We start from the raw sequence: 16,031 nt of genomic DNA on the forward strand, positions 1-16,031 counted from the left end.
GAATCAGCTGCCAAGAAGTGTTTTCCGGGCGACGGCAATAGTTGTCGTCACAGGTGTGATCGCATCCGTGGCCGGCTGCTCAAGTGACTCCAAGGACTCCTCGTCCGAATCCGCGCTGCCGTCGTATTCCGAGTTGGTGAATCCGGATCATAAGGTTACGGTGACCTGGCTGGACGCGGCCAATACCAATGTGCAGATCGGCTCGACCATCAAGAAGTTCGAGGCCGAATACCCCAACATCAAGATCAAGTACGAGTCGGTTCCGTTCGCCGACTTCGAGACTGTGCTGCCTTCTCGTCTGAAGTCCGGCAATGTTGATGTCATCACCGTCGATCAGCACTTGACGGCCCGTTACGTGGCGGCCGGCTACCTGCGCGACATCACCCCGGTCTTCAAGAGTGAAGTCGGCGCGCTGGATGATGCTTCGCTTGCCGCTTCGACGGTCGACGGAAAGCTCTACAACGCGCCGGAGCAGTCGGACAGTTCATTTCTCTTCTACAACAAGAAACTCCTCAAAAAGGCGGGTGCCTCGCTGCCGTCGTCCGACCCTTCGAAGCCCGCGACATGGGAGCAGATCACCGCGGCCGCGAAGAAGGCACAGAAGTCCGGCGCGGAGTACGGCGTCACCTGGGAGCGCATCGCCAGCTGGTACTACCAGTGGTTCCTTTCCCAGGGACTCGGTGGCGGGTACGGAGCCGAGGGCTCGCACAACCTGACCCCGAACCTGGACAGCGAAGCGGCGGTGAAGGCGTTCAGCTGGTACGCCGACCTCTACAAGGACAAGGTCAGCCCCCAGGGTGATGCCAACAGCGTCTACACGAGCCTGTTCGCCTCGGGGAAGTCCGCGTTCCACATCGGCGGCGACTGGGACATCGCCGAGCTGAACAAGAACAAGAACCTGGACTACGGGATCGCACCGATGCCCCGGTTCGCCGCAGGCAAGGCCGTCTCGAACGCCGGCGGCGTGGCCCTGGGCCTCTACAAGGGGTCGAAGAACGAGGACGCGGCCCTGACGTTCATCAAGGCGATGGTGTTCAAGGGGCCCGGAGCGGCTGCCTACAATGCCGACACCAGCTCGCCGCCGGCCAACAACGAGGGCAAGAAGCTGTACTGGCAGCAGGAGGCGTTCCAGGACCCGCGCGCGGCCGACGCCCAGAGAATCGTGAACTACCAGCTGTCTCACGGCATCGCCAGGAAGCGGGTGTCCACCGTCGGCTGGAACGAGGTGAATTCGGCGCTGACCTCGGCGCTGCTGTCCATCAGCAACGGTGAGGACGTCGCGGGGACCCTCAAGTCGGCGCAGTCGACGGCGGACGCGGCCCTGGAGAAGTACAGGTGAGCAGTCGCACCCACCAGGTCCGACGCGGGGCCCGCACCGGTGTGCTGCTGGCTTTCACCGGTCCGGCCCTGGCCGTGCTGGTCCTCACCAGACTCGCTCCCGAGGGTCTCTCGCTGTTCGCGTCGTTCGAGAAGGTCGATCCGTTCGACGGCGACTCGTGGTCCTTCGTGGGGTGGGCCAACTTCCGGCAGCTGTTCACCAGCGCCGCGTTCTGGCACGTGCTCGGCGTGACGGTGTGGTTCGTCGTCCTGGCGAGTCCCGTTATCGTGGTGGGCTCGCTCTACCTGGCCTGGCTCTACACCCGCACGATGCCCATGCGGGGGCTGTGGCGCACCGTGGCGTTCCTGCCCAGCGCCATCCCCAGCCTGGGGCTGACGGTCATGTGGGGGGTGGCGCTGAAGCCCACCGGAGTGGTCAACAAGACCCTGGAGGCGTTCGGTCTGCCCGCTCAGGGCTTCTACAGCTCCGCTGCGCAGGCCCTGCCGACGATCGCGTTGATCACCGCCTGGGGCGGTGTCGGCTACTGGATGGTCTTCCTCATCGCCGGCCTCCTGGACATCCCACGTGAGGTCCTCGACGCCGCGCGGGTGGACGGGGCGACACCGTGGCGGGAGTTCCGCTCCGTGGTTCTGCCGCTGCTGCGCCGGCCGCTGCTCTTCGTCCTGGTCGCCAACACGGTCTGGGTGTTCCAGATCTACGCCCCGATCCAGGTGCTCACCAAGGGCGGCCCCTCGGAGGCGACATCGACCCTGATGTTCGACACCGTCCGCACCGCGACGGTCTACTCCAACCAACAGCAGGCCATGGCCCAGATGGTGGTGCTGCTGGTGCTGCTCGGCACTACGGTCGCCGTGCAGTTCGCCCTGCTCGGGGAGCGGGAATGACGGCCGACGCGCAGACCCGGGTACGGCGGCTCGGCCTGACCGCGCTCGGCGCGCTCAGCGGGTTCGTCTTCCTCATCCCGATCTGGTGGCTGGTCGTCGCGGCGTTCCGGGACCCGACCGAGGCGCTCAGCAGTACGTCGGTCCTCGACACCCTGATCCCCCGGTCCTTCTCGCTGGACGGTTTCCGGTCGGCGATCGAGGACGGCTACCTGCGCGCCGTCGGCATCTCACTCGCGGCGGCGGTCGGCACCGTCGTGGGCGGGCTGGTCGTGTCGTCGCTCGCCGCGTACGGGTTCGTCGCGGTGCGGACCCGGCTCTCCAAGGTGCTGTTCGCGGTGGTGGTCGGCAGCTTCCTGCTGCCGTTCGAGACGCTGGCGGTCCCGCTGGTGTCGGTCTTCTCCGACCTCGGCCTCTCGGGCGGGCTGCCCGCGCTGATCCTGCCCGCGCTCGGCAACGGGCTGGCGGTGTTCAACCTGCGCCAGGCATTCCTGGGTGTTCCGCCGGAGCTGGCCGAGGCGCAGTACATGGACGGCGCCGGACACCTGCGGCGGTTCTGGCACCTTTATCTCCCCCTGTGCCGCCCGGCGCTGATCGGTTCCGGAATGATCCTCTTCGTGTCGCAGTGGGACTCCTACCTGTGGCCGCTCCTGATCATCTCCGACAACGACAACGCCACGGCGAGCGTGGCGATCGCGTCGAACTTCGGACCTCTTTCGTCCCATACGCAGCAGGCGTTCGCCGAGGTCCTCGTCCTCATCGTCATTCCGGCGGTCCTGCTGCTGTTCACCCAGCGCCGGCTCATCGCCTCGTCCGCCACCAGCGGTATTCGATAATCTCAAGGAGCAGACCATTCCGGAACGCGACCGCCCCCTGATCTTCAACGCATTCGAGATGACCGGCGTCGGCTACTACGCGCACGGCACCTGGACCCACCCCCGTAGCCGACGGGAAGGTTTCACCGACCTCGCATTCTGGCTGGACCGCGCCCGCCTGTTCGAGGAGGGCCTGTTCGACGCGGTGTTCTTCGCGGACGTGCTCGGGGTCTACGACGTCTATCGGCAGTCCCCCGACCCCGCGGTCCGGGGCGCCGTCGACTTCCCGCTGCTGGACCCGGTGACCGTCATCCCGGCCATGGCCGCCGTGACCCGGCACCTCGGGTTCGCCGTCACCGTCTCGACCACCTACGAGCACCCGTTCGCCCACGCGCGTCGGTTCGCGAGTCTCGACCACCTCACCGGTGGCCGTATCGGCTGGAACGTCGTGACGTCCTACCTGCCGAACGCCGCCCGCAACTTCGGCCTCTCCGAGATGCCGGGGCACGCGGTGCGCTACGCCCGGGCCGAGGAGTTCCTGGAGGTCTCCTACAAGCTCTGGGAGGGGAGTTGGCTCGACGACGCGGTGCTCTACGACAAGGAGAACACCGTCTACGCCGACCCGGCCAAGGTCCGGCGCATCGACCACCACGGGCAGTTGTTCGACGTGCAGGGCCCCTCGCTGGTGCCGCCGTCGCCGCAGCGCACCCCGGTGATCTACCAGGCCGGGGCCTCCGAGCGGGGGCGTGCGTTCGCCGGCCGCCATGCCGAAGCCGTCTTCGTGAACGGCACCAACCCCGACGCCCTGGCCGCGGCGGTCACCGCGATCCGTGACGCCGCCGAGGCCGCGGGGCGCCGTCGCGACGACCTGCGTGTGGTCACCGACCTGTCGGTGGTCATCGGCCGGACCGAGGAGGAGGCGCAGCACAAGGCGGACCTGGTGCGGCGTTCCCAGTCACGCGAAGGCGCCCTGGCCGGCTTCGGCGGGGCCAGCGGCATCGACCTGTCCACCGCCTCCGGGCAGGAACGGCTCAGCCCCGCCCCGGGCGAGCACTCCCAGTCGGAGGCCGCCCGGTTCACCCGGGAGAAGCAGGCCCCCGACCGGGTGGAGGATGTCGTTCGCCGCCTGACCGACCTCAGTCCGTACTCGGAGACGGTGGTCGGCACACCCGCCCAAATCGCCGACGGCATCAGCCGGATCGCGGAGACGACCGGGGTGGACGGCTTCAACCTGCACGAGTTCGTCACTCCTGACGACTTCACCGAGTTCATCGAGTCCGTCGTCCCGATCCTGCAACGCCGGGGCCTGTACCGCACCGCGTACGAGCCGGGCAGCCACCGCCGCCGCCTGCTCGGCGCCGGAGACCGGGTGGCCGACACCCATCCCGCCGCGGCTTTCCGGGAGGTTCCGTCGCCGTGACGCGACGCCGGCTGACGGCGTGGTGGAAGGCGGTGTCGGCACTCGCAGTGGTTGGGGGAGCTGCTGTACGGCACCCGGCAACAGCAGAGGGACGGCGGTCAGGCGGCTGGCGGCCACGGGCCACATGCCGCTCGCCGCATCCGCCTGAGCGAGCCCGACGTACTGGAGGGCCACCCCCGCGCTGGCTAGTGCTGTGACCGCATAGGTTCACCGGGTTGGCGGTCGTGGCGGTTGGATGTGCGGCGACGTCCGATCCGATCGCTGGAGGCCCGGTGGCCGAGCCTGTCCGTGTACGCAGACTGACCCAGGAGGGGCAGAAGCTGCAGCAGATCATGCGCAGGGGCAGCACGAGTTCGGTGCGCTACCGGCGCGCGATGATGCTGCTCGCCTCGGCGGGCGGGAACCGGGTGCCGGTGATCGCCCAGCTGGTCCAGGCCGACGAGGACACCGTGCGCGATGTGATCCACCGCTTCAACGAGACCGTCCTGGCCTGCCTGGACCCTCAGCGGGCGGGAGGCCGTCCCCGCCTACTCAGCCGTGAGGACGAGGACTTCGTCATCCGGACGGCCACCACTCGCCCCACCAGGCTCGGCCAGCCCTTCACCCGCTGGTCGATCCGCAAACTCGCCGCCTGCCTGCGGAAAGTGCACGGCCGCGTCATCCGCATCGGCCGTGAAGCCTTACGGTGCCTGCTCCGGCGCCGCGGCGGCACCTTCCAGCGCACCAAGACCTGGAAGGAGTCGCCCGACCCTGATCGCGACGTCAAGCTCGACCGGACTGAGCAGGTGCTGGACCGCTTCCCGGACCGGGTCTTCGCCTTCGACGAGTTGGGGCCCCTGGGGATCCGGCCCACCGCGGGTTCCTGCTGGGCGGAACAGGGCAAGCCAGACCGGCCGCCGGCGACCTACCGCCGCACCCACGGCGTCACCTACTTCCACGGCTGCTACTCCGTGGGCGACGACCGCCTGTGGGGCGTCAACCGACGTCGCAAGGGCACCGCCAACACCCTGGCCGCGCTCAAGTCGATCCGCGCCGCCCGACTCGGCGGCGCCCCGATCCACATCATCCTGGACAACCTCTCCGCCCACACCGGCGCGGACATCCGCCGCTGGGCGAAGAAGAACAAGGTCGAGCTGGCTTCACCCCGACCTACGCTTCCGCAGATCACTGAAACTCTTTGGTTCTGGCCCTGCGTTGGTGACGTGGGGTCAGACTCTTGTGTGTGCAGTGGCCATGCAACGGCAGATCCTACGGCCCCGCCCACTCGTCACCCGGCATTTCCTCGTCCACGGGGTGCATGAACCCGTACCGGAGGACCGGCTCGTGGGCGGCGACATCTATGACGTCGGCGAATCCCCGTACCCGAGCAGCTTTCTCAGACGTGCCGGACGCCGTCGGCCCATGGGAGGACCAGCCGGAAGGTGCAGCCCTCGCCCGGGGCGGTGTCCAGCTCCACGCGACCGCGGTGGCCCTGAGCGATCGCCGACGCGATGGCGAGGCCGAGGCCACTGCCGCCTCGGTCGCGGGAGCGGGAGGGGTCGACCCGGTAGAAGCGCTCGAAGACCCGCTCGGCCTCCTCGGGCGAAAGTCCGGGCCCTTGGTCGGCGACCTCGATCACGTCGATCGGCGTGGATTCGGCGAGGGGTGGGGAGGCGCTGGTGCGGCCGGGCCGGTCGGTGCCGCCGGCGGCCGCTCCTGCCCGGGCGGTGCCGACACGTACGTCGACCGGGGTGCCCGGAGGCGTGTGAACGAGGGCGTTGGACAGGAGGTTGTTGACGACCTGGAGCAGGCGATCGGGATCGCCCACGGTCTCCACGACCTCCAGTTCGGCGTCCTCGGTCGTCGCGTGGAGCGGGCTGAGCGTCATGCGGTGCTCACCGTTCGCGCGGACGGCCGCCACGCTCACCGCGTCGGCCGCGAGCGACAACAGGTCGACCGGGTCGCTGCGGTAGGCGGGCTGCTGGTCGAGCTTGGCAAGCAGCAGCAGGTCGTCGACGAGAAGGTTCATGCGCTCGGCATTGCGGGCGATCTGTTCGTCGGCCTCCCGGCGCTGTTCGGCGGGGCGGTCCGGGTGGCGCAGGGCGAGCTGGGCAAACCCCTGGATGGTGGTGAGGGGCGTACGCAGTTCGTGTCCGGCGTCGGCGACGAAGCGACGCAACCGGGCCTCCGAGAACTCCCTCTGCCGCAGGGCCTGTTGGAGGCGGTCGAGCATGTCGTTGAGTACGGTACCCAGGCGGCCGGTCTCGGTGCGCGGGTCGGTGTCGGGCAGCCGCAGGCCGAGGTCCCCGGCGGTGATGCCCTGGGCGGTGTGCTCCATACGGGTCAGTGGCAGGAGGCCGAGGCGGACCACCGTGCGGCCGAGGGCGATCAGACCGACCACGGCTGCGGCCAGGACGATGGCGTTGAGTGCGAGTTGTTTCGACAAGGCCCCCTCCACGGTGTCGAGGGGCAGGGCGACCACGTATGTGGTGTTGGGCGTCGGGGCTTCCCGCCACAGGACCCGCCATTGGCCGTCCCCGGACTCGGCGGGAACGGTGGTCTCCTGTCCGCGCGTCAGATGCAGCTTGCCGGTGGACCGCGGGAGCTTCGGGCCCGGCTTGCTTCCTCCGCCGAGGGTGCCCTGCTTGTCGCCCTTGGCGCTGTAGAAGGTGACCCGGAAGTCCGAGGGAAGGGTGTTGGAGTCCGGTACGGGTCGGAGGGCCGGTTCGAGTTGCTGTGTGAAGGCCCGGTCGGGGAGCGCGAACTCCGTAAGCTGCTGGTCGACTCGGTTCAGCAGCCAGGAGTGCATCCCCGCGACCCCGATGGCCTGCGCTGTCATGACCGCGGCCGCGGCCAGCAGGGTCACGCCCCAAACGAGCCGCCCGCGCAGCGAGCGGGGGCGCAGCGTCCACCGGCGGCGGATCACCGATCGGCTCCTGCCGTGTGGCCCTGGGGCAGCCGCAGGCAGTAGCCGACACCGCGCACGGTGTGCAGCAGGGGCGGGTCGAAGCGGTCGATCTTGCGGCGCAGGTATTTGATGTACGTCTCGACGATGCGGCTGTCGCCCGCGAAGTCGTACCCCCACACCTGGTTGAGGATCTTGGTCTTGCTCAGCACCCGGTTGGGGTTCTCCAGGAAGTAGGTGAGCAGGTTGAACTCGGTCGGCGACAGCGGGACATACTCGCCGGCCCGGTGCACCTCGTGGGCGTTCTCGTCCAGTTCCAGGTCGGCGAAGCGCAGGATCCCGCTGCGGGCACCGTCCGGGCCGGACAGGTGCTCCGGGTAGGTCCGGCGCAGGATGGCGCGGATGCGCAGCAGCACCTCCTCGATGCTGAACGGCTTGGTCACGTAGTCGTCGCCACCCGCGCTCAGTCCCGCGATGCGGTCGGCGAGCTCACCGCGCGCCGTCAGGAACAGTACCGGTGTCCGGACGCCGACCGCGCGCAGCCTGCGGGTGACCTCAAGGCCGTCCAGGTCGGGCAGCATGATGTCGAGGAGCACGAGGTCCGGACGGCAGTGCTCCATGTCCCGCAGTGCGTCCTGGCCGGTGGCGGAGCCGAAGACCTCGTAGCCGGACAGCCGCAGCGCCGACTCCAGCAGCATGCGGATGCTGGGATCGTCCTCGACCACCAGGAGGCGGCACGGAGCGGGCGCGGCGGCCGGGTCGGGCATGGTGCTGTGTGGTCCGTTCTGCCGAGGCCGCTACTTGGTCCGGGTCTTGGCGGCGCAGTCGTACAAGGTCGTACTCATACCGCCCATCATGCCGCCGGCGGCAGAGCCGCTGCCGTCGGAGCTGCCGCCGTACTCCTTGGCGGGTACCTCGGTGCAGTTCTCGCTGATCCACTGCGAGCGCTCGGCGACCGCACTGTTCTCGCCGCCCATCCGGGCACCCATGCCGCCGCCGGACGAACCGAGTACGTAGCGCAGGTCTCCGCTCTTGGTCCATGTGTCCAGTTGCAGCACGGAGGGTGCGTTGTCGCTGCCGAGGAAGCCGCCCATGCCGATCACGGTGGCATCACTGTTCAGGATGTAGGCAGCCGCTCCCATGGCTCCCCCGTCGACAGCGAGGGTGATACGGGCACCTTTCGAGTGCTCAGTGGCGTAGGTGAGGATCTTGCGCTGATCGGAGCCGAGGGTGGTGCCCCGGTCCGCTCCACCGAACCCGCCCGGACGGCCGCTGAAGCCGCCCGAGCCACCGCCGTTTCCCGGGAACGAGGGCATCGTGCCACCCGAGCCCGACCCCGGAGCGCCGCTCCCACCTGAGCCCGTTCCCGGGCCGCCGCTGCCGCCGCTGCCTTCCGGCAGGCTGCCTCCTCCCTTGCGTCCCGGCATCTCAAAGCCTTCGGGCAGGCTGCCGCCCCCATTGCCTCCCGGCATCTCAAAGCCCTCGGGCAGGCTGCCGCCCCCATTGCCTCCCGGCATCTCAAAGCCCTCGGGCAGGCTGCCGCCGCCGCTGCCTCCCGGTACACGCCCGGAGCCGAAGGACATCGTCACGGGTCCGGCCGTCGGATTCGCTCCGCCCATCGCCGATCCGGATCCGCTCGGCACGCTCACGGCCCATGCGCACGGTGCGAGCAGGATCGCCGGTACCGCACCGCCGAGGGCAGCCACCGCCAGCCGCGGCTTCAACACCGCGGCGGCCAGCAGCCCCGCAGCGACCAGCCCCCATGCCGACACCACCCAGGCCAGCCACCCGTGCCAGGACGGAACCCGCCGCATCACTACTGCCGCCCAGGTCACGGTCAGCAGCACGGTCCCGGCACCCACCGGCAGTGCCCAGCGCGCCCCGGCCCGGTGCGCCCGCGCCAGTGCGGCGACAAGGCCGGCCGACAACGCGGCGATGGCTGGGGTGAGTTGGGTCGTGTAGTACGGGTGGAACGTACCTTCCTGCGTGGAGAACACCAGGCCGCACACCAGCAGCCAGGTCCCCCACAGCACCCACCCCGAGCCCGCCGACGCCTCGCCCGCCGAGTCGCTGCCGCGTCGACGCAGCACCACCTGGGCCGCGGCGACGATCAGCGCCACGGCACTCACCGGCAGCAGCCAGCTGATCTGCCCGGCCACCTGGTCGTTGAACAGCCGCAGCAGCCCCGCCTCACCGCCGAAGGCACCGCCGATGTTGCCCATGCCGCCGCTGCCCGCGCTCGTACCGAAGATCCTGCCGAGCCCGTTGTAACCGGTCACCAGGTTCCAGGCGCCGCCGTCGGTGCTGCCGCCGATGTAGGGCCGGTCGCCCGGCCACCAGGCGACCATCGCCACCCACCACAACGAGGAGACGGCACACACGGCACCGCCGATCAGCAGACGCCCGACACGTGACAGCCAGGTACCGCCCGCGCCGACCAGCCAGGCCGCGGCGAGCGCCGGCAGCACCATCCAGGCCGCCATCATCTTGGTGAGGAAGCCGCAACCGATCAGGAATCCGCTCGCGCACAGCCACCACGTGCCGTGCCGGGTCGACTCGGACTGCAGAGCGCGCGTCAGCGCGTACGCGGCGGTGACCAGGAAGAGCACCAGCAATGTGTCGGGGTTGTTGTCCCGGTTGATCGCCACGGTGATCGGGGTCAGGGTCATCACGAGGGCGGCAAGGAGCGCCGCGCCCTCGCCCGCCCAGCGCCGTACCGTGCGGTGCAGTACGAAGACGGCGGCGACTCCCTCCACCAGTTGGGGCAGGAGCAGTGCCCACCCATGCAGACCGAAGATCTTGCTGCTGATCACCTGCGGCCAGAGCGCGGCCGGGGGCTTGTCGACCGTGATCACTCCGGCCGGGTCGAAGGAACCGAACAGGAAGTTCGTCCAGCCCTGGCCCATCGACTTCACAGCGGCCGAGTAGTAGCTGTTGCCCCAGCCGAGGGAGTCGAGCGCCCACCCGTACAGCAGCGCGGCCAGCAGCAGGATCACGCCCAGCGCGGCGGGGGCCGCCCAGGGCGGCAAGGCGCGGCTGATACCAGGAAGGCGCGTGGCGGTGCCCGAAGGTGCCTCGGTGGTGTGAGTCACGGGAAGATTCGCTCTCAGGTCTCAGGTCTCAGGTCTCAGGGAGGGGGTTCAGGACGCGCGGCGGAACACGGCAAGGCGCAGCACCAGGAAGCGGATGACGGTCACCAGGACCGAGGAGACGGCCAGCACCAGGGTCTCGGCCGCCGCCGACGCGTCCGGCACGGCATCGCGGAAGACCAGGACGGCCGCCGAGGTGATGACGTAGCCGACGACGAACAGCGCACCCGCGCCCAGATGGGCGCGACCGGCGCCGACGCCGTCCGCGACGTAGCGGAAAGTGAGTCGGCGATTGGCTTCGGTGTTGAGGAGCGTGAGCACCAGCAGGGAGACGAAGTTGGCCGCGGCGGGCGGCCACCAGCCACGCAGCAGCCAGTACAGCAGGGCCTGTCCGACGGTCGAGGCGATGCCGATGACGACGAAGCAGGTGATCTGCCAGGCGAGTTGGGAGCGGGCCGGGTCCGGGGCCAGGACCGCGTCGGGATGCTCGGCGGCCGGTCGCGGGCGGGCCGGAACGGGGACGCGGGCCGCACCGGACGCCTTGAGCCGGGCCATCCGCCACAGGCCCTTGAGGTCGTCGGTTGCGGTGCCGACCACGTCCACCCGGGTGTCTACGTCCTCCACCCAGTCGACGGGCACCTCGTGGATACGCAGCCCGTTGTGCTCGGCGAGCAGCAGCAGTTCGGTGTCGAAGAACCAGGCGTCGTCCTCGGTCTTCGACAACAGCGGACGCAGCACCTCGGTGCGGGCAGCCTTGAACCCGCACTGGGCATCGCTGAAGCGGGCACCGTGGGTGAGCCGGATCAGGGCGTTGTAGCAGCGGGAGATCAGCTCCCGGCGCGGACCGCGCACGGTGCGGGCGCCGGAGGCGAGGCGGCTGCCGATGGCGAGGTCGGAGTGGCCGCTGGCGAGCGGGGCGATCAGCGGCAGCAGCCCGTCGAGGCCGGTGGACAGGTCGACGTCCATATAGGCGACTATCTCGGCGTCGCTCGTACTCCAGACGGTGCGCAGCGCGAGGCCACGCCCCTTGCGTTCGAGGTGGACGACACCGACGCCGGGCAGTTCGCCGGAGAGTTCCCGGGCCACGGCGAGGGTCCCGTCGACGCTGGCGTTGTCGGCCACGGTGATCCGCCAGGGGTACGGCAACTCGTCGCGAAGCCGGGCGTGCAAGGTACGGAGGCAGCCGGGCAGCGCGCGTTCCTCGTTGTGGACCGGGATGACGATCTCGACGGTCGGTGTACGCGTCGCGGCCGAGTCCGTGGCGTCCGCCGGCGTCGGCGGCTGGAAATTTCGAGCCGTACGCAAGCCACTGATTGTCTGCGTCATGGATTCCTCGAGTGATGGGGATCGGTGGGGGCGGCTCCCGTGCACACCCGCGTCCTGGCGGCGCACTGGTCGACTCTGGCCTGTGCGGCAGGGGAAACACGGGGAGAAAGCTGGGAACTGACGGGGAGTCCGCTGTCAATCCGTCCGCCGACGGGCGGCCGGGAACAGCACCGATCGTTGCGAGGGAAACTGGGAGGACGAGGTAAGCGGCCCGAGAACCGGCCGAGAGAACGCTGTGCGACCGCCCCGGCGACGGCCGCATACCGCGTTTGCGGTATACGGCCGCTGCCGCAGCGGGATGACGTGCTCGGTCGGGCACGGCACGTCCCTCTTCCTGCTCTGAGCGACGTTCTTCGCCGAAGTCATCCCGGCCACATCCTGGATGAGAACCCAATGAGTTTCTGATCAATATCTCAAGCAGTGTGGTTGCGGGCGCAGACCCTATGGCATGGTCATCGGAAAGAAACGATCTCGTTTCGAGAAGGCGGTGACCCGTGGAACGTCGCTCACGGCTCTCGCCCGAGCACGCATGGGTGCCATGGGGCCCATGGGTGCCATGTTCGGCCTCGCCGCCTGACTACGAAACCGGTAGCAGGCCAGGCAGAGAAATTCAAGGAGAGGATGAAATGTACGAAAACGGCGTACGCCGGGGAACGACTTGTGGTGGGGTTCACATGGAGGTCGCGGCATGAGTAACCTGATATCGCGACGCACCTTCGTTCAGGGCTCCGGAATTACCCTGGGGTCTACCTTCCTCGCTTCCCCTTCCTCTGCACGCGCGGCCGACCGAAGTCTTTTCGCCTATGTCGGCTTCGGAACCGAAGGATGGAACGGGGGATCCACCGGCGGCGGTATCAAGACCTTTCGCGTCAACATGGCCGACGGATCACTGGAGCCGGTGAGCGAGACCGGGTCGGAATTCGCGGATATGAATTGCGACGGCATTTGCACTTCGCTCGATGGACGCTTCGTATACGGCACCAATCGCACGACAGCGCAGGACGGCATACCCGGTTACGGCGGTGGAGTTTACGCTTTCGCCATCGACTCCAAAGATGGATCGCTACAGCACCTCAAGACCGTGCATTCCATGGGTTCCAATCCGTCGGGCGTGCTGGTCGACAGTACGAACGGCAGGCTGGTCGCAAGCAATCGCGGGGCGATCAGCAGGGTCACGCTGATCGTGAAAAAGCGTGGCGTGTGGGCCATCGAGCGGCCTACAGACGATGCCACCGTCGCGCTGTTCCCTCTTGGCACGGACGGGTCGATCGGACAGCCCTTGGACGTTGCCACCTTTACCGAAGGGATGGCGCCTGGGAGCGAAGAGCTGCGGCCCGAGGATCTGGGGGCAGACTCCATGGTTCAAAACGGACCAGCATGCCACGGCATTGCACTCGACAGCACAGAACATTGGCTCATCGCGACGGACAACGGCTACGACCACATCTATGTCTACCCATACGGTCCCAACGCTCGCCGACTGGCGGGACAGGCGTTCCCGGTCGAGGCGGGATCGGGGCCCAGGCACGTTGCGACACATCCGAAGGCTCCCTTCTTCTTCGTCACCAACGAATGGTCCCCATCCATCTCCGCCTTTCAACTGAATGAAAAGACCGGCGGCGTCCGGCACATTCAAACGATCGGCGTCTCGGCCGACAATCCGTCGCCGGGCAAGAACGAAGGCAGCGTCTTCGAGTACGACGGTCCTTCGCCAGCGGACGTACGTGTGCACCCGAACGGCCGGTTCGTCTACGCCTCCACGCGCCGGGTAAGGAGCTCCCAGGGCGGGAACGACACAATTTCAGTCTTTGCGTTCGACCAGGGTACGGGTCGCTTGAAATTTGTGGACGAGGTCGAGACCGGAGGGAAAATGCAGCGCGAGTTCAATATCGAGCCGTCCGGCAAGTTCCTTTTCGCCTGCAACATGGACTCGAACAACGTGACCACGTTCGCCCTGGACGGCAAGACCGGCAAGATGAGTCACGTCGCAACAACCACGGTGCCCCGCGCAGCGGTAATTGGTTTCGCGTCGCTTTGACCCGTTGGTACTCCAGCTGTAGGTCGTGATCTTCATGTCTGGGATGCGGATTGCCGCCGGTAGTGACTGGTGCGTGGTCGTGCCTGGTGGCGGCACCAGTCGAACCAGTCAAGCCGGTGGTCCGCGTCGCAAACGGACCGGACCACGAGCGCGATGAACAGGTGGCAGATCTCGTTGCAGGACAGCGGGATCAGGTCGTCTGGCGTGGGCCGGTGCGCGTGTTCGTCGGCGCGGACGACGGCGAGGAAGGCATGGCCCAGCATCGCGAGGGTGACCCAGCGGGCCCACGAGGGGTAGCGGCGGACCTGGTGCTCATCCAGCCCGGCCAGTCCCTTCTCAGTTTGGAAGGTCTCCTCCACCCGCCATCTGGAACCCGCGACCTCGACCAGGGTGGCCAGGGATACCGGCGTGGTGGAGTAACAGCGGTAGTAGGCGAGTTCACCGGTGCTGCGGTTGCGGCGGATCAGCAACTGGTGGCGGCCCGGCTGCCTCGGCGAGGTCGATGACGGCAGTCGTAGAACCGCTGTCCCTTCGCGCCGTGCCCGGCCGAGAGCTTGTGCCAGGCCCGCTTCGGCACCTTCCGCGCCAGGGCATCGGCGCGGAACTTGCCTACGCCGGTCGGCACTTCGGCCGGGCGGGCCACCGTGATGGAGCGGCGTACTTCGCAAGGAGGGACAGCGCGGGGCCGACGCAGGATCGGCCGTGCCGGCGATGAGGTTCTGGTCGTCGCTCTGTGCGCGGGTGAGCGACTGCTGCGTGACGGTCAGCGGGCCTACGGCGGGATGCCGTAGACCCAGCGTCATCACCCCGCAGAAGCAGACGTCGTTGCCCGACCACAGTCGGGTGAAGTCCGCGCTGTGCATGCTGAGCTCTCCGATGAGTCCCGGTCGGCGAGTGCAGCGCGGACCTCGGGGAGGCCAGGCCGACGGGCCCGAACACGCCGCGCCGCTCGTCGAACTCGTCGAGATCACCTCGGGCTCATCATCACCGCCCGCGTCGGCTATGAGAAGCACGATCCGGCCGGGAAGAACAACGGCAACAGCCGCAACGGCACCCGGGCCAGGACCGTGCTGACCGGCGGTGTCGTGGGGCCGGTGGAGGTGAGGGTGCCCCACGACACCGCCGGCACCTTCGAACCGCAGATGGCCAGAATGCGGCAGCGCCGCCTGACCGGCGTCGACGGGCTGGTGCTGTCGCTCTCGGCGAAGGGCATCACCCACGGAGAGATCTCCGCGCAGCTCACCGAGATCTATGGGGCGGAGGTGTCCAGACAGATGGAAGTCGCCCACCCTGGGGAGGCCGAGCCGCTCCTGCCGCATAGTACGGTCGTTGCCGCCGGTTCCGCAGTGCCGAAGCCGCGATGCGCGCCGGATACCCAGGTGCGGCAACAACTGCCTTGACAGAGAAGGAAAACGGGGAGAGCGATGCATGGAAACGACGGACCGCGTCGAGCAGGGCGACGGAGCAGGGCAGCGGTGCTTTGTGTGACGGCAGTGGCGGGCGCGGCGCTGCTGGCCGGATGCAGTGAGGACTCGCCTCCGCCGCCGGTCGAGTTCGGCGCGGCCAAGCCCGCGGGGGACAAGCTCGGTATCCAGGCGCCGCCGAACGCCTCGGTGCGGTTGAGCCAGTGGCCCGACGGCTGCAAACTGCTGACGGACGGGGAGATCCAGGCATTCCTGCCGCAGGCGAAGTCCTTCGAGCGCAAGCCGGTCAAGGTGAGCATCCTCAACTTCAATCCCCTCGTCGAACCAGACCCCGGAACCACCGGTGATGTCCCGCGCGGCGGCTGCGAGTTCGGCTTCAACCTGCCTGGCAGCGGCGGTGGCGACTACGCCAACAGCCACATCACCGTCACGGTGACCGCAGTGGCCGATCCGGCACTGATCGCCAAGAAGTACGACGAGGACAAGCAGGACAAGACCAAGGAGAAGGACTTCACCGATCTCGCCGCTACCTGGGGCGCCGAGGGCTGCTACCGCGTCAGCGGCGTGGCCCGGGACGCGGCGTACTGCCACCAGGGGCCCTACCTCTTCGAACTCGGCGGTTCCAGTTGGGCTGAGGGCCTGGTGAAGGACCCAGGTGTGGACGCGAAGCCCGCCGAGAATCGGGCGGCCGCCGAGAAGCGCAAGACGATCTGGACCGAGAAGGCGTTGTCCCAGGCTGCACGCACCGTCGCCGCGCGAATGTCTTGACGAGGGCTCCGCCCGCTCCCGTGCCAAGCTCGTCGCCAGTGTGCTTG

The 16,031-nt window shown here is 68.3% G+C and carries 10 protein-coding genes and 4 pseudogenes; 8 read left to right on the forward strand and 6 right to left on the reverse strand.

The features are described from left to right. The first annotated feature begins 55 nt into the window (after window positions 1–55). The 5 genes and pseudogenes from ACWEKM_RS14495 to ACWEKM_RS14515 all read left to right on the forward strand — a co-directional run. Complete coding sequence (locus tag ACWEKM_RS14495; protein ID WP_451621499.1) at window positions 56–1,339, forward strand: ABC transporter substrate-binding protein; 1,284 nt, start codon at window positions 56–58, stop codon at window positions 1,337–1,339. Beyond that, entirely contained in the window at window positions 1,336–2,223 is an 888-nt protein-coding gene (locus ACWEKM_RS14500; protein ID WP_451621500.1) for a carbohydrate ABC transporter permease, read from the forward strand. Before ACWEKM_RS14495 ends, ACWEKM_RS14500 begins: the two co-directional genes overlap by 4 nt. Continuing rightward, the gene (locus ACWEKM_RS14505; RefSeq protein ID WP_451621501.1) at window positions 2,220–3,056 is read left to right on the forward strand and encodes a carbohydrate ABC transporter permease; all 837 of its coding nucleotides are present in this window, start codon (window positions 2,220–2,222) and stop codon (window positions 3,054–3,056) included. Before ACWEKM_RS14500 ends, ACWEKM_RS14505 begins: the two co-directional genes overlap by 4 nt. 40 nt (window positions 3,057–3,096) lie before the next feature. Beyond that, window positions 3,097–4,455: an LLM class flavin-dependent oxidoreductase gene (locus tag ACWEKM_RS14510; protein ID WP_451621522.1), complete on the forward strand. Its 1,359-nt coding sequence runs from the start codon at window positions 3,097–3,099 to the stop codon at window positions 4,453–4,455. A gap of 272 nt (window positions 4,456–4,727) precedes the next feature. Next, window positions 4,728–5,614: pseudogene (locus ACWEKM_RS14515) on the forward strand (IS630 family transposase); the annotation flags it as partial. 216 nt (window positions 5,615–5,830) lie between these two features. Here ACWEKM_RS14515 and ACWEKM_RS14520 read toward each other — a convergent pair. From ACWEKM_RS14520 to ACWEKM_RS14535, 4 genes are all read right to left on the reverse strand, one after another. Continuing rightward, window positions 5,831–7,273, reverse strand: coding sequence for a sensor histidine kinase (locus ACWEKM_RS14520; RefSeq protein ID WP_451621523.1), 1,443 nt, complete (start codon window positions 7,271–7,273; stop codon window positions 5,831–5,833). An 83-nt stretch (window positions 7,274–7,356) separates the two neighbouring features. Continuing rightward, the gene (locus tag ACWEKM_RS14525; protein WP_451621502.1) at window positions 7,357–8,106 is read right to left on the reverse strand and encodes a response regulator transcription factor; all 750 of its coding nucleotides are present in this window, start codon (window positions 8,104–8,106) and stop codon (window positions 7,357–7,359) included. A 30-nt stretch (window positions 8,107–8,136) separates the two neighbouring features. After that, window positions 8,137–10,431 (reverse strand): ArnT family glycosyltransferase, encoded by a 2,295-nt coding sequence (locus ACWEKM_RS14530; protein WP_451621503.1) that lies wholly within the window; start codon window positions 10,429–10,431, stop codon window positions 8,137–8,139. A gap of 48 nt (window positions 10,432–10,479) precedes the next feature. Then, window positions 10,480–11,733: a glycosyltransferase gene (locus tag ACWEKM_RS14535; protein ID WP_451621504.1), complete on the reverse strand. Its 1,254-nt coding sequence runs from the start codon at window positions 11,731–11,733 to the stop codon at window positions 10,480–10,482. A gap of 709 nt (window positions 11,734–12,442) precedes the next feature. On the opposite strand from ACWEKM_RS14535, the gene ACWEKM_RS14540 reads away from it, so the two are divergent. Next, window positions 12,443–13,792: a lactonase family protein gene (locus ACWEKM_RS14540; protein WP_451621505.1), complete on the forward strand. Its 1,350-nt coding sequence runs from the start codon at window positions 12,443–12,445 to the stop codon at window positions 13,790–13,792. Window positions 13,793–13,824: 32 nt separating this feature from the next. On the opposite strand, the pseudogene ACWEKM_RS14545 reads toward ACWEKM_RS14540, so the two are convergent. Both ACWEKM_RS14545 and ACWEKM_RS14550 read right to left on the reverse strand, forming a co-directional pair. After that, window positions 13,825–14,435: pseudogene (locus ACWEKM_RS14545) on the reverse strand (IS701 family transposase); the annotation flags it as partial. A gap of 100 nt (window positions 14,436–14,535) precedes the next feature. Next, window positions 14,536–14,655, reverse strand: a pseudogene (locus ACWEKM_RS14550) (MmyB family transcriptional regulator); the annotation flags it as partial. Between ACWEKM_RS14550 and ACWEKM_RS14555 the strand changes: the two are divergent. Continuing rightward, a pseudogene (locus ACWEKM_RS14555) lies at window positions 14,650–15,066 on the forward strand (transposase); the annotation flags it as partial. The pseudogenes ACWEKM_RS14550 and ACWEKM_RS14555 overlap by 6 nt on opposite strands. 210 nt (window positions 15,067–15,276) lie before the next feature. Further along, window positions 15,277–15,984 carry a hypothetical protein gene (locus tag ACWEKM_RS14560; protein ID WP_451621506.1) on the forward strand — a complete coding sequence of 236 codons (708 nt, stop codon included), beginning with the start codon at window positions 15,277–15,279 and terminating at the stop codon, window positions 15,982–15,984. Window positions 15,985–16,031 lie beyond the last annotated feature (47 nt).

It is taken from the genome of Streptomyces sp. NPDC004752, from assembly GCF_053601275.1.